9 protein-coding genes are annotated in these 13,058 nt (G+C 68.2%); 4 read left to right on the top strand and 5 right to left on the bottom strand.

All coding sequences use genetic code 11. From position 1 onward, the window contains the following. Positions 1-33: 33 nt before the first annotated feature. Together uvrA and AC0Z9V_RS01490 are read right to left on the bottom strand one after the other, a co-directional pair. Positions 34-2,943 (bottom strand): excinuclease ABC subunit UvrA, encoded by a 2,910-nt coding sequence (uvrA, locus tag AC0Z9V_RS01495; RefSeq protein ID WP_133081867.1) that lies wholly within the window; start codon positions 2,941-2,943, stop codon positions 34-36. A gap of 85 nt (positions 2,944-3,028) precedes the next feature. Further along, complete coding sequence (locus AC0Z9V_RS01490) at positions 3,029-3,406, bottom strand: GntR family transcriptional regulator (protein ID WP_485140503.1); 378 nt, start codon at positions 3,404-3,406, stop codon at positions 3,029-3,031. Between the two features lie 108 nt (positions 3,407-3,514). On the opposite strand from AC0Z9V_RS01490, the gene AC0Z9V_RS01485 reads away from it, so the two are divergent. Beyond that, a complete protein-coding gene (locus AC0Z9V_RS01485; RefSeq protein WP_133081866.1) occupies positions 3,515-4,165 on the top strand; it encodes an MBL fold metallo-hydrolase in 651 nt (216 codons plus the stop codon). Between the two features lie 40 nt (positions 4,166-4,205). On the opposite strand, the gene AC0Z9V_RS01480 is transcribed toward AC0Z9V_RS01485, so the two are convergent. Next, a complete protein-coding gene (locus AC0Z9V_RS01480; RefSeq protein ID WP_485140502.1) occupies positions 4,206-4,979 on the bottom strand; it encodes a trans-aconitate 2-methyltransferase in 774 nt (257 codons plus the stop codon). 51 nt (positions 4,980-5,030) lie between these two features. On the opposite strand from AC0Z9V_RS01480, the gene AC0Z9V_RS01475 reads away from it, so the two are divergent. The 3 genes from AC0Z9V_RS01475 (at position 5,031) to AC0Z9V_RS01465 (ending at position 9,508) form a co-directional block, all read left to right on the top strand. Further along, complete coding sequence (locus AC0Z9V_RS01475) at positions 5,031-7,577, top strand: DEAD/DEAH box helicase (RefSeq protein WP_485140501.1); 2,547 nt, start codon at positions 5,031-5,033, stop codon at positions 7,575-7,577. Between the two features lie 87 nt (positions 7,578-7,664). After that, complete coding sequence (locus AC0Z9V_RS01470; RefSeq protein ID WP_485140500.1) at positions 7,665-8,141, top strand: GNAT family N-acetyltransferase; 477 nt, start codon at positions 7,665-7,667, stop codon at positions 8,139-8,141. A 101-nt stretch (positions 8,142-8,242) separates the two neighbouring features. Beyond that, positions 8,243-9,508, top strand: a complete 1,266-nt coding sequence (locus tag AC0Z9V_RS01465; protein WP_208741069.1) for an alpha/beta fold hydrolase — start codon at positions 8,243-8,245, stop codon at positions 9,506-9,508. 102 nt (positions 9,509-9,610) lie between these two features. Here AC0Z9V_RS01465 and AC0Z9V_RS01460 read toward each other — a convergent pair whose 3' ends face one another. Both AC0Z9V_RS01460 and uvrB read right to left on the bottom strand, forming a co-directional pair. Continuing rightward, entirely contained in the window at positions 9,611-10,687 is a 1,077-nt protein-coding gene (locus tag AC0Z9V_RS01460) for a TerC family protein (protein WP_133081862.1), read from the bottom strand. 260 nt (positions 10,688-10,947) lie between these two features. Next, on the bottom strand, positions 10,948-13,023 hold the full coding sequence (uvrB, locus tag AC0Z9V_RS01455) for an excinuclease ABC subunit UvrB (RefSeq protein WP_133081861.1): 2,076 nt from the start codon (positions 13,021-13,023) through the stop codon (positions 10,948-10,950). Positions 13,024-13,058: the final 35 nt, after the last annotated feature.

Genomic DNA, 13,058 nt, shown 5'->3' with positions numbered 1-13,058 from the left:
CCCTCCCGGGTATATCAGGCGTGCGGCAGGGCCCTATCCGACCCTGTCGAAGATCTCCTTCAGGAACGTCCCCGTGTAGCTCCGCTCATTGGTCGCCACCTGCTCCGGCGTGCCCGTGGCGATGATCTGACCGCCGCCAGAGCCGCCGTCCGGGCCGAGGTCGATCACCCAGTCGGCGCTCTTGATGACGTCGAGGTTGTGCTCGATGGTGATGACCGTGTTGCCCTTGTCCACCAGGCCCTGGAGGACCAGCAGGAGCTTGCGGATGTCCTCGAAGTGCAGGCCCGTCGTCGGCTCGTCCAGGACGTAGATGCTGCGGCCGTTGGACCGCTTCTGCAGTTCGCTCGCGAGCTTGACGCGCTGCGCCTCGCCGCCGGACAGCGTGGTGGCCGGCTGGCCGAGGCGGACGTAGCCCAGTCCGACCTCCACGAGGGTGTTGAGGTGCCGCGCGATGGGGCTGAAGGCCGCGAAGAACTCGGCCCCCTCCTCGATGGGCATGTCGAGCACGTCCGCGATGGTCTTGCCCTTGTAGTGCACCTCGAGCGTCTCGCGGTTGTACCGGGCCCCGTGGCAGACCTCGCACGGGACGTAGACGTCCGGCAGGAAGTTCATCTCGATCTTCAGTGTGCCGTCACCGGAGCACGCCTCGCAGCGGCCGCCCTTGACGTTGAACGAGAACCTGCCCGGCAGGTATCCGCGGACCTTCGCCTCCGTGGTCTCCGCGAAGAGCTTCCGGATGTTGTCGAACACGCCGGTGTACGTCGCCGGGTTCGAGCGCGGAGTGCGGCCGATGGGGCTCTGGTCGACGTGGATGACCTTGTCCAGGTGCTCCAGCCCGTCGATCCGCTTGTGCCGCCCGGCCACCTGCTTGGCACCGTTCAGCTTGTTCGCCAGCACCTTGTAGAGGATGTCGTTGACGAGCGTGGACTTGCCGGATCCGCTCACACCGGTGACGGCGGTGAGCACGCCGAGCGGGATCGTCGCGTCGACGTTCGTGAGATTGTGCTCGCGAGCGCCGACGACCTTCAGCTGGCGGGAACGGTCGATCTTCCGGCGCTTCTTCGGGATCTCGATCCTGCGCCGTCCCGAGAGGTAGTCGCCGGTCAGGGACTTCTCGTTGGTGAGCAGGTCCTCGAGCAGGCCCGAGTGGACCACTTCGCCGCCGTGCTCGCCGGCACCCGGTCCGATGTCGACGATCCAGTCGGCCTCAGCGATGGTGTCCTCGTCGTGCTCGACGACGATGAGCGTGTTGCCGAGGTTGCGCAGCCGGGTGAGCGTCTCGATGAGGCGGCGGTTGTCACGCTGGTGCAGGCCGATCGACGGCTCGTCGAGCACGTAGAGGACGCCGACGAGACCGGACCCGATCTGGGTGGCGAGGCGGATGCGCTGGGCCTCGCCGCCGGAGAGGGTGCCCGAGGCGCGCTCGAGGTTGAGGTATTCGAGACCGACGTCGAGGAGGAACGTCAGGCGCGCCTGGATCTCCTTGAGCACCTGGTTGGCGATCTGGGCCTCGCGGCCGGTCAGCACGAGGTTGTCGAGGAACTCGGCGCAGTCGCGCATCGGCATGGCCGAGACCTCGGCGATGGAGCGCCCGTTGATCAGCACGGACAGCGACGCCGGGTTCAGGCGTGCCCCGCCGCAGGTGGGGCACGGGATCTCCCGCATGTACTCCTCGTAGCGGTCCCGCGCGTTGTCGGACTCGGTCTCCGCGTGCTTGCGCTGGATGTATTGGATGGCGCCCTCGAAGCCCGTGCTGTACTTGCGCTCCCGCCCGAAGCGGTTCTTGTACTGCACCACGACCTTGTGGTCCTTGCCGTACAGGGCGGCCTCGCGGGCACGGTCCGGGAGCTTGCGCCACGGCGTGGTGATGTCGAACGTCAGCTCGGACGCGAGCCCTTCGAGCAGGCGTGTCCAGTACTCGAGCGTCGCGGTACCGAGCGACCACGGCGCGATGGCGCCCTCCGCGAGGCTCAGGTCCGGATTGGGGACCACGAGCTCCTCGTCGACCTCGAGCTTCGTCCCGATCCCCGTGCAGGCCGGGCAGGCGCCGAAGGGGTTGTTGAACGAGAACGAGCGCGGCTCGATCTCGTCGATGGCGAGCGGGTGCTCGTTCGGGCAGGCGAGGTGCTCGGAGAAGGCGTGGAGGCGCTTCTCGTCGTCCTCCGGGAGGTCCACGAACTCAGCGAGCACGCGACCGTCGGCGAGCTTGAGGGCCGTCTCGACGGAGTCGGTGAGGCGCTGCTGGATGCCGCCCTTGACGACGAGGCGGTCGATGATGACCTCGATGGTGTGCTTGTACTGCTTGCCCAGCTTCGGCGGGTCGCTCAGCTGGATGAGCTTGCCGTCCACCCGGGCGCGCGAGTAGCCCTTCGCGGTGAGCTCCTGGAACAGGTCGACGAACTCGCCCTTGCGCGCCCGCACGACGGGAGCGAGGATCTGGAAGCGTGTGCCCTCGTCGAGCTCGAGCAGCTGGTCCACGATCTGCTGGGGGGTCTGCTTCGCCACCGGCTCGCCGCAGACCGGGCAGTGGGGGCGGCCGACACGCGCCCAGAGGAGCCGCATGTAGTCGTAGATCTCGGTGATGGTGCCGACGGTGGAACGCGGATTCTTGCTCGTGGACTTCTGGTCGATCGAGACGGCCGGCGAGAGCCCCTCGATGAAGTCGACGTCCGGCTTGTCCACCTGGCCGAGGAACTGGCGTGCGTAGGCGGAGAGGGATTCGACGTAGCGTCGCTGGCCCTCCGCGAAGATGGTGTCGAAGGCGAGGGAGGACTTGCCCGAGCCGGAGAGGCCGGTGAAGACGATCATGGCGTCGCGCGGGAGGTCCAGGTCGACGTTCCGCAGGTTGTGCTCGCGGGCGCCCTTGACGATCAGCCGGGACAGGTCCTGGGGAGCGGGCTCCGGATTGTGGGCGTGCTGCTCGAGGGAATTTGCTATAGACACTCATCCACTGTAGGGGAAAAGGGCTTCGAAGACATATTCGAATTCCCTGTTTTCCGCACGGTTGCCGCGGCCTGCGGCGTGCCGTTCACGCTCGGCGCAATGCCGCCCTCGCGATGGCGACCGCATCGGACTCGGACAGCCCGGCGGAGCGCACCACCGCGGCGAATACATCGGCGGCGGCACCCACCTTCTGTCGAGCGGCGTCGCCCCCGGCCGTGACGGTGGTCCCCGCCCGCCCCTTCGTCTCCACGACGCCGGCGTGCTCCAGCTCGCGGTAGGCACGGGCGACGGTGTTGGCGGCGACGCCGAGGTGCGCTGCGAGCGCTCGGACCGGTGGCAGTCTCGTGCCGACGGCGGCCTCGCCCGAGTTGGCCGCGGCCAGGATCGCCTGCTTGATCTGCTCGAACGGCGGCACCGCGCTCTGTGGGTCCAGCGCCAGCCACCCGGGGATGCCCTGCTCCACGCCCTGTTCCTTCCACGGTACGGTGCCGCGGGGAACGTCTCGCGGTGTACTCGAACCCTACCCGCCGTGTCCGCGCGCCCGGTACGTGCGGATGCCTACACTGTGCTCATGACCGGCCCCCTGCACGACCTCGACGCAATGACCATCCGCCGCATCTCCGTGTCGGAGATGGACAACAACGTGTACCTGCTGACGTCGAAGTCCAGCGGCGCACAGGTGCTCATCGATGCCGCCGACGACGTCCCGGCGATCCTCGGGCTCCTCGCGGACGCGCAGGAGGACACGGACGCCGAGGCCCGGGTGGCCCTGATCATCACCACCCACTCGCACTGGGACCACGTACGGGCGCTGGCAGAGGTCAAGGAGGCCACGAAGGCCCGCACGGCTGCCGGCGAAGCGGACGTCCCGGACATCGCGGTACCGACCGAGGTGCCCCTCAGGCAGGGCGACGTCGGGTCCTTCGAGGGGTTCGATCTCGAGGCGATCTCCCTGCGCGGGCACACGCCCGGGTCCGTCGCGCTGCTGTACCGGGACCCCACCGGGCCTGCGCACCTCTTCACCGGTGATTCGCTGTTCCCCGGCGGGGTCGGGAACACGCAGGGCGATCCGCAGCGGTTCGCGTCGCTGTACGACGACGTCGTGACCCGCATCTTCGACCGCCTGCCGGACGACACCATCGTGCACCCCGGCCATGGCGGCGGGACGACCCTCGGGGCCGAGCGGGGCTCGCTGGCGGAGTGGAAGCAGCGCGGCTGGTAGCCGGCGGCAGGACGAGGCGGAGGACGAGGCGGGCGGCCCGTCAGCCGGTCCTGTGCCCGACGGCGAAGATCCGCCGGAAGCCGAACACCGTGCCGTGCTCGCCCCGGGGGTAGGCCTCCCGCAGGAGCGCGCCGTACCCGGCCTCGAACCCGGCGGCCTCATCGTCGGACAGTGCGTCCAGCACGGGCCGCAGGGCCGTGCCGCGCACCCAGTCGAGGACGGCGTCCTCCCCCGGGAGCACCTGCTCGTACGTCGTCTCCCACACGTCCGCCTCGAGTCCGGCGGCCAGGAGGACGCCGAGGTAGTCGATCGGCTCGCCGACGGCGTCGTCGTGGCGGAGCACACCGCGCAGCCGTGACGCCCACTGCCCGCTGCCGGCATGGCTGCGCAGCAGGGCATGGGACGGCGCCGAGAAGTTACCGGGTACCTGCAGCGCGAGCCAGCCGCCGACCGGCAGCGCTGCGGCCCACCGGGCGAGAAGCCCCTGATGGCCCGGCACCCACTGGAGGGCGGCGTTCGTCACCAGGACGTCGTCGGCACCGGGTGCGTAGTTCCGCAGGTCGCCGAGCTGGAACCGCAGGTTCGGGAGCGCCGTCCTCTGCCGTGCGGCACCGACCATCTCCGCGCTGGAGTCGATCCCGACCACCTGCGCGGTGGGCCAGCGGCGTGCGAGGACCTCGGTCAGCTCCCCGGGCCCGCATCCGAGGTCGACGACGGAGCGTGGGGCCTCATGACCCACCCGCGCCAGGAGGTCGAGGAACGGCCGGCCGCGGTGGCCCGCATGCCGACCGTAGAGTCCCGGGTCCCAGCGCATGATCCACCCTAACTCCGCGGGCGACTCCCCCACCGGTAGGCTGAACGGATCATGAGGATCCAAGAGCACCTGCCCCGGCACGACGACGGCGACCTTCCCGCGGACGCGGTCTACGAGGCCTTCACGGGCTGGGCGACGGCGCGGGGCCTGACGCTCTACCCGGCGCAGGACGAGGCGGCGATGGAGCTCGTCTCGGGGAACAACGTCATCCTCGCGACGCCCACCGGCTCGGGGAAGTCCCTCGTCGCGATCGCAGCACACCTGAAGTCGTTCGCCGACGGGCGTACGAGTTACTACACGGCGCCGATCAAGGCGCTCGTCTCCGAGAAGTTCTTCGCGCTCTGTGACATCTTCGGCCCGGAGAACGTCGGGATGATCACGGGCGACTCCGGCGTGAACCAGGATGCCCCGATCATCTGCTGCACGGCCGAGATCCTCGCGAACCTCGCCCTGCGCGAGGGCGCGGCGGCCGACGTCGACACGGTGGTGATGGACGAGTTCCACTTCTACTCCGATCCCCAGCGCGGCTGGGCGTGGCAGGTGCCGCTGCTCGAACTGCCGCAGGCGCAGTTCCTCCTCATGTCCGCGACGCTCGGAGACGTCACGCGCTTCGAGAAGGACCTCACCGAGCGCACGGGGCGGGCGACGGCGACCGTGACCTCCGTCGAACGACCCATCCCGCTCCACTTCTACTATGTCGAGACGCCGGTGCAGGAGTCCCTCGAGGAACTGCTCTCGACCCGCCAGGCTCCGGTGTACGTGGTGCACTTCAGTCAGGCCGAAGCGATCGAGCGGGCGCAGAACCTGATGAGCGTCAACGTCTGCACGCGGGAGGAGAAGGACCGCATCGCCGAGCTGATCGCGACGTTCCGGTTCTCCGCCGGCTTCGGGAAGACACTCAACCGGCTCGTGCGCCACGGCATCGGCGTGCACCATGCCGGGATGCTGCCGAAGTATCGGCGCCTGGTCGAGCAACTCGCCCAGGCCGGCCTGCTGAAGGTGATCTGTGGGACGGACACCCTCGGGGTCGGCATCAACGTGCCGATCCGCACGGTCCTCCTGACGGCGCTCAGCAAGTACGACGGCGTGCGCACGCGCCTGCTCAACGCCCGCGAGTTCCACCAGATCTCGGGCCGTGCCGGGCGCGCGGGCTACGACACGGCGGGGACCGTGGTCGTCCAGGCACCCGAGCACGTGGTCGAGAACGCCAAGGCCATGGCGAAGGCCGTCTCGAAGTTCGGCGACGACCAGAAGAAGCTGCGCCAGGTGGTCCGGAAGAAGCCGCAGCAGGGCTTCGTCTCGTGGGGGAAACCCACCTACGAGCGGCTCGTCGAGAGCATCCCGGATCCCCTGACGTCGTCCTTCTCGGTGAGCCATTCGATGCTGCTGAACCTGCTCGAGCGACCCGGTGATCCCTTCACGGCGACCAAACGGCTGCTGACCGAGAACCACGAGACGCGCGCTTCGCAGCTGCGGCTGATGCGCCGCGCGATCGGCATCTACCGCGAGCTCGTCACGGCCGGCATCGTCGAGAGGCTGCCCGAACCCGAGCCTGACGGGCGCCAGGTGCGCCTGAAGGTGCACCTCCAGGCGAACTTCGCACTGAACCAGCCCCTTTCCCCGTTCGCCCTCGCGAGCCTGGAACTCCTCGACCCCGAGGCTCCGGGCTACGCGCTCGACGTCGTGTCCGTCATCGAGGCGACGCTCGAGAAGCCGCGCCAGGTCCTCAACGCGCAGGAGAAGAAGGCACGCGGCGAGGCGGTGGCGGCCATGAAGGCCGAGGGGATCGACTACGACGCCCGCATGGCGCGGCTCGAGGAGGTCACCTACCCGAAGCCGCTCGAGGAACTGCTGCAGCAGGCCTTCGACGTGTACCGGGCCTCGGCGCCCTGGCTCGGCGACTTCGAACTCGCGCCGAAGTCCGTGGTCCGCGACATGTACGAGAGGGCCATGAGCTTCGGCGAGTACGTCGCCTTCTACGCGCTCACGCGGTCGGAGGGCATCCTCCTGCGCTATCTCGCCGACTGCTACAAGGCCCTGCGTCACACCGTGCCGGTCGAGGCCCTCCGGGAGGACCTCAGCGACATCCTGGAGTGGCTCGGTGAACTGGTGCGCCAGGTGGACAGCAGCCTCCTCGACGAATGGACCCAGCTCGCCGCCGGGATCGACGCGGGTGCCGCTGCGGCTGCCGCCGTCGACCTGCCGGAGGAACCACCCTCGGTGACGTCCAACGAGCGGGCCTTCCGCGTCATGGTCCGCAACGAGATGTTCCAGCGCGTCAAGCTCTTCGCCGACGAGCAGGACGAGGCCCTCGCTGCGCTCGACGCCGACTCGGGCTGGACCGCGGACCGGTGGGCGGACGCCATGGACGGATACTTCGGGGACTACGAGGACATCGACGACGGCCCCGAGGCACGCGGCCCCGATCTGCTCCTCATCACGAAGGTCCCGGGCGCCTGGAAGGTGCGGCAGATCCTCAAGGACCCGGAGGGGAACAGGGACTGGGGCATCAATGCCGAGATCGACCTCGCGGCGTCCGACGAGGCCGGCAGCCCCGTGGTCCGGATCCTCGGTGTCGGGGCGCCCGTCGCTGCCTGACCCCGTTCTCGCCGCCCCGGTCCGCATCGCACAGCGGACACGATGGCCGCGGGCGGAGGGAGGCGGACGGATGGCTACGCTTGGAGCATGACTACCATTCGGGAGGCACGGCCGGCGGACGTCCCGGTCATCCTCCAGCTCATCCACGACCTCGCCCTCTACGAACGTGAGCCGGACGCGGTGAAGAACACGGCGGAATCCCTCGACGCCGCGCTGTTCGGGGACGCCCCCACGATCTACGCCCACGTCGCCGAGGCCCGGGGGGAGGTCCAGGGCTTCGCCCTCTGGTTCCTCAACTACTCCACGTGGGAGGGGGTCAACGGGATCTACCTCGAGGACCTCTACGTGCGGCCCGAGGCCCGGGGTGCCGGTCACGGCAAGGCCCTCCTCACTCATCTCGCGAAGCTCGCCGCGGAGCGGGGCTACGCTCGCGTCGAGTGGACGGTGCTGGACTGGAACGAGCCGTCCATCCGCTTCTACGAGAGCCTCGGCGCCCGGGTGCAATCGGGATGGAGCACCTTCCGGCTGACGGGCGACGCCCTCGCCGCGGTCGCCGCGTCATGAGCGGGCGCGCCCTGCTGCACGACGACGACCACCGGGCCGACCCTGCAGCCGGTCATGCGGCCGACCCTGCCGCCGGGCACACTGTCGGAAGGACGGCCGTCATGCGCGGGCTGCGCGCGACGGGCCACACATTCCGTGTGCCGCTCGACCACGCGGACCCGGCGTCGCCGTCCATCGAGGTGTTCGCGCGCGAGTACTCGTCCCTGGACCACGGCGACGACGAGGTCTCCCGTCTCCCCTGGCTGCTGTTCCTCCAGGGCGGACCCGGCGGGCGGGGGGTCCGCGCCACGCAACTGTCCGGGTGGCTGAAGTCCGCGGCCAGGGAGTTCCGGATCCTCATGCTGGACCAGCGGGGCACGGGGTTGTCCACCCCGGCCGACGCCATGACACTCGCGTCGCTGCCGACGCCCCAGGCCCGGGCGGACTACCTCACGCATTTCCGTGCCGACTCGATCGTGGCGGACGCCGAGCTGATCCGCCACCGCCTGGGCAGCCCGCCCTGGACGGTGTTCGGGCAGAGCTACGGGGGCTTCTGCACACTCACCTATCTGTCGATCGCTCCCGAGGGAATGCAGCGCGCGCTCATCACGGGAGGCCTCGCACCCCTGTCCGGAGCGCCCGACGAGGTCTACCGGGCGACGTTCCGGCGGGTCGAGGAACGCAATGCCGAGTACTTCTCCTGGTACCCCGGGGACCGGGACCTCGTGACGCGGATCGCCCGCCACCTCGACGCCGTCGAGGAACACCTGCCGAGCGGCGAGCGGCTCACGGCGCGGCGCTTCCAGATGGTCGGTTCGTTCCTCGGTGGCAACACGCGGGTCCACGGCCTCCACTACCTGCTCGAGGACGCCTTCACACAGACCCCGGACGGGCCCCGCCTGTCCGCGACCTTCCTCGAGCAGGTCTCCGGCATCGTGAGCAGGGCGTCCCAGCCGCTTTACGCCCTCCTGCACGAATCGATCTACTGCCAGGGCGCCGCCTCCTCCTGGGCCGCGCAGCGCGTCCTCGAGGAGTACCCGCAGTTCCGCGAGGACGCCGACGCCACCCTCCTCACAGGCGAGATGATCTACGACTGGTACTTCGAGGAGGATCCCGCGCTGCGGCCGCTGCAGGCCGTGGCCGGGATCCTCGCGGAGAAGGATGACTGGGGCAGGCTCTACGACGCCGACGTCCTGGCGACCAACACGATCCCGGCCGCGGCCGCGGTCTACCGGCACGACATCTACGTCGATCGGGAGCTCTCCCTGGCGACGGCAGCTGCCGTCCGGAACCTCGAGGTCTGGGAGACGGACGAGTTCCACCACGACGGGATCGCCGACGACGGCGAGGGCATCTTCGAGCGGCTGCTCTCGATGACCCGGCGGTAGCGCCGCCGGTCGACAACGAGCGACGCCGAACGACGAGGGACCCCGCACATCGTGCGGGGTCCCTCGTCGTCCGGAGGCTCGAGGAGCCTCCGTCAGGCGGTGCTAGTGGCGGGGGTTCTTGGTCCCTGCCTCGTCGGCTGCCTCGTCGAGTCCCTCGTCGACCGCGGGGGAGGACTCTTCCTCGACACCGTCGCGCGCTTCGTTGCCCTCGATGACCCTCGAGCGGATGAGGCTCGCGATCACGGCGATGATGATCGTGGCCACGATGACGGCCAGCGACACGAACGTCGGGATCTCGGGCGCCCACTCGATGTGCTCACCGTTGTTGATGAACGGCAGCTCGTTGACGTGCATGGCGTGCAGGATGAGCTTCACGCCGATGAAGGCGAGGATCACGGACAGTGCGTGCTTCAGGTAGATAAGGCGCGTCATCAGGCCGCCGAGCAGGAAGTAGAGCTGACGCAGGCCCATGAGGGCGAAGATGTTCGCCGTGAAGACGATGAACGCGCTCTGCGTGAGGCCGAAGATGGCGGGGATGGAGTCGACGGCGAAGAGCAGGTCGGTCAGTCCGATCGTCACGAAGACGATGAGCATCGGGGTGAAGACCTTCTTGCCGTCGACGACGGTGCGCACCTTGTTGCCGTCGTAGGACTCGGACATCGGGAGGACTGACTTGAGCTTCGAGATCAGCTTGTTGTCGCCCGCGTGCTCCTCGTCCTCGCCGGAGTCGGTGGCCTGCTTGTAGGCCGTGTACAGCAGGAAGGCGCCGAAGATGTAGAAGATCCAGCTGAAGTTCTCGATGACGGCCGCGCCCAGGGCGATGAAGATGCCGCGCAGGATCAGGGCGATGATGATGCCCACCATGAGCACTTCCTGCTGGTACTTCCTGGGTACGGAGAAGCGCGCCATGATGATGATGAAGACGAACAGGTTGTCGATACTCAGGCTGTACTCGGTGATCCAGCCGGCCACGAACTGGCCTCCGTACTCCGGCCCCGTGAAGACGAACATCAGCGCCGCGAACACGAGGGCGAGCCCCACGTAGAAGGCCACCCACAGTCCGGCCTCCTTCATGGAGGGCTCGTGCGGTCGCTTGACCACGAGCAGCAGATCGAACAGCAGGATGATCCCGAGCACGACGAACGTGCCGATCTCAAACCAGACGGGTAACGCGGGCATGGAGTGCCTTCCGGAGGGTGCGGTGAATGGCCGTAAGTCTCTCCGCCGCGGCTCGACGCCGACCGACCGCTACGCCCGGCCGAGCGACGATGCTCAGCGTGTTGACGTCCGTAGCGCTTGGGATACTCCCCTACGTTCGGTCCATGGTACCCGCGGAGCGGGAAAGCCGACGACTAATCACCACAGGATGACCACTCGCCGGCTTCCTTGACGTGCCTCCGCCGCTCGTCCAGCGCCGTCCCGCGCGACTGCCCGCAGGATCAGGCGTGGCCTGCGGACTGCATCTGACGGAGCTCCTTCTTCAGGTCACCCACCTCGTCGCGCAGGCGCCCGGCCAGTTCGAACTGCAGCTCGGCCGCAGCGGCATGCATCTGGTCGGTGAGCTGCTGGATCAGGTCCGTGAGGTCCTCGGCGGGGACCGAGGCCAGCCCCTCGTGGCGGCCCGCGCCCTTCTTCGGCTTCCGGTTCTTGCCCGCTTCCTCGAGCAGGGCGCGCGTATCGGCGTCCTCGCGGTTGATCGTGTCCGTGATGTCCGCGATCCGCTTCCGCAGCGGCGTCGGATCGATGCCGTGCTCGAGGTTGTGCGCGACCTGGATGGCCCGGCGCCGGTTCGTCTCGTCGATCGCGCGTTCCATGGAATCCGTGATGCGGTCGGCGTACATGTGGACCTCGCCGGACACGTTACGGGCAGCACGGCCGATGGTCTGGATCAGGGAGGTGGTGCTCCTCAGGAAGCCCTCCTTGTCGGCGTCGAGGATGCTCACGAGCGACACCTCCGGAAGATCGAGGCCTTCTCGGAGCAGATTGATGCCGACGAGGACGTCGAAGGTGCCCATGCGCAGTTCGCGCAGCAGTTCCACGCGCCGCAGGGTATCGACGTCGGAATGCAGGTACTCCACCTTCACTCCGTGCTCCAGGAGGTACCCGGTGAGGTCCTCGGCCATGCGCTTCGTGAGGGTGGTGACGAGCACGCGCTCGTTGATCTCGACGCGCTTGCGGATCTCGCCGAGCAGATCGTCGATCTGTCCCTTGGTCGGCTTGACCACCACCTCGGGATCCACGAGGCCGGTAGGACGGATGATCTGCTGCACGAAGCCATCGGCCTTGCCGAGCTCGTACTTGCCCGGGGTGGCGGACAGGTACACCGTCTGGCCGATGCGCTCCAGGAATTCGTCCCACTTCAAAGGCCGGTTGTCCATCGCCGACGGCAGGCGGAAGCCGTGATCGACGAGGGTCCGCTTGCGGGAGGAGTCGCCCTCGTACATGGCGCCGATCTGCGGGATGGTCACGTGCGACTCGTCGACGACCAGGAGGAAGTCGTCCGGGAAGTAGTCGAGCAGGCAGTGGGGCGCAGAGGCCGGGTCCCGGCCGTCGATGTGGCGCGAGTAGTTCTCGATGCCGTTGCAGAAGCCCATCTGCTGCATCATCTCGAGGTCGTAGGTGACGCGCATGCGGAGCCGCTGCGCCTCGACGAGCTTGTTCTGGGACTCGAGTTCCGCGAGCCGGACCTGCAGCTCGTCCTCGATGTCCTTGATGGCCCGCGTCATGCGGTCAGGGCCGGCGACGTAGTGCGAGGCGGGGAAGACGTACATCTCCTCCTCCTCGCGGATCACGTTGCCGGTCAGGGGATCGAGCGTGTAGATGTTCTCGACCTCGTCGCCGAAGAACTCGATCCGCAGCGCGTGCTCCTCGTACATCGGGATGATCTCGACCGTGTCGCCGCGCACCCGGAACGTGCCCCGGTGGAAGTCCATGTCGTTGCGCGTGTACTGCATGCCGACGAACTGCCGCAGCAGTTCGTCACGGTTCATCTGGTCGCCCCGGCGCAGCGTGACCATCTTGTTGATGTATTCCTCGGGCGTTCCCAGGCCGTAGATGCAGGAGACGGTCGCGACCACGATCACGTCGCGGCGCGTCAGTAGCGCGTTGGTGGCGGAGTGACGGAGGCGCTCCACCTCCTCGTTGATGGAGGAGTCCTTCTCGATGAAGGTGTCCGTCTGCGGGACGTAGGCCTCGGGCTGGTAGTAGTCGTAGTAGGAGACGAAGTACTCGACCGCGTTGTTGGGCAGGAGCTCCCGGAACTCGTTCGCGAGCTGTGCGGCGAGGGTCTTGTTCTGCACCATCACCAGCGTGGGGCGCTGCACCTGCTCGATGAGCCAGGCGGTGGTCGCACTCTTGCCGGTACCGGTGGCGCCGAGCAGGACGACGTCCTTCTCGCCCGCGTTGATGCGCTCGGCCAGTTCCCGGATGGCGGTGGGCTGGTCACCCGCCGGCTGGTACTCGCTGATGACCTCGAAGGGTGCCACGACACGCTTGATATCCTGCGCAAGACTCATGGCTTAACGGTAGCCCCTTGCTGTGACACTTCTCC

The sequence above is a fragment of the Arthrobacter sp. UYP4 genome (assembly GCF_057291175.1).
This window is presented reverse-complemented; position numbering and strand designations above follow the sequence as displayed.

Bases quoted from the DNA above. Each gene is read 5' to 3' on its own strand.
- AC0Z9V_RS01485 (WP_133081866.1), top strand. From the start codon at position 3,515: ATGACCGGCCCCCTGCACGACCTCGACGCAATGACCATCCGCCGCATC.
- AC0Z9V_RS01470 (WP_485140500.1), top strand. From the start codon at position 7,665: ATGACTACCATTCGGGAGGCACGGCCGGCGGACGTCCCGGTCATCCTC.
- AC0Z9V_RS01480 (WP_485140502.1), bottom strand. From the start codon at position 4,979: ATGCGCTGGGACCCGGGACTCTACGGTCGGCATGCGGGCCACCGCGGC.
- AC0Z9V_RS01465 (WP_208741069.1), top strand. From the start codon at position 8,243: ATGCGCGGGCTGCGCGCGACGGGCCACACATTCCGTGTGCCGCTCGAC.
- AC0Z9V_RS01460 (WP_133081862.1), bottom strand. From the start codon at position 10,687: ATGCCCGCGTTACCCGTCTGGTTTGAGATCGGCACGTTCGTCGTGCTC.
- uvrB (WP_133081861.1), bottom strand. From the start codon at position 13,023: ATGAGTCTTGCGCAGGATATCAAGCGTGTCGTGGCACCCTTCGAGGTC.
- AC0Z9V_RS01475 (WP_485140501.1), top strand. From the start codon at position 5,031: ATGAGGATCCAAGAGCACCTGCCCCGGCACGACGACGGCGACCTTCCC.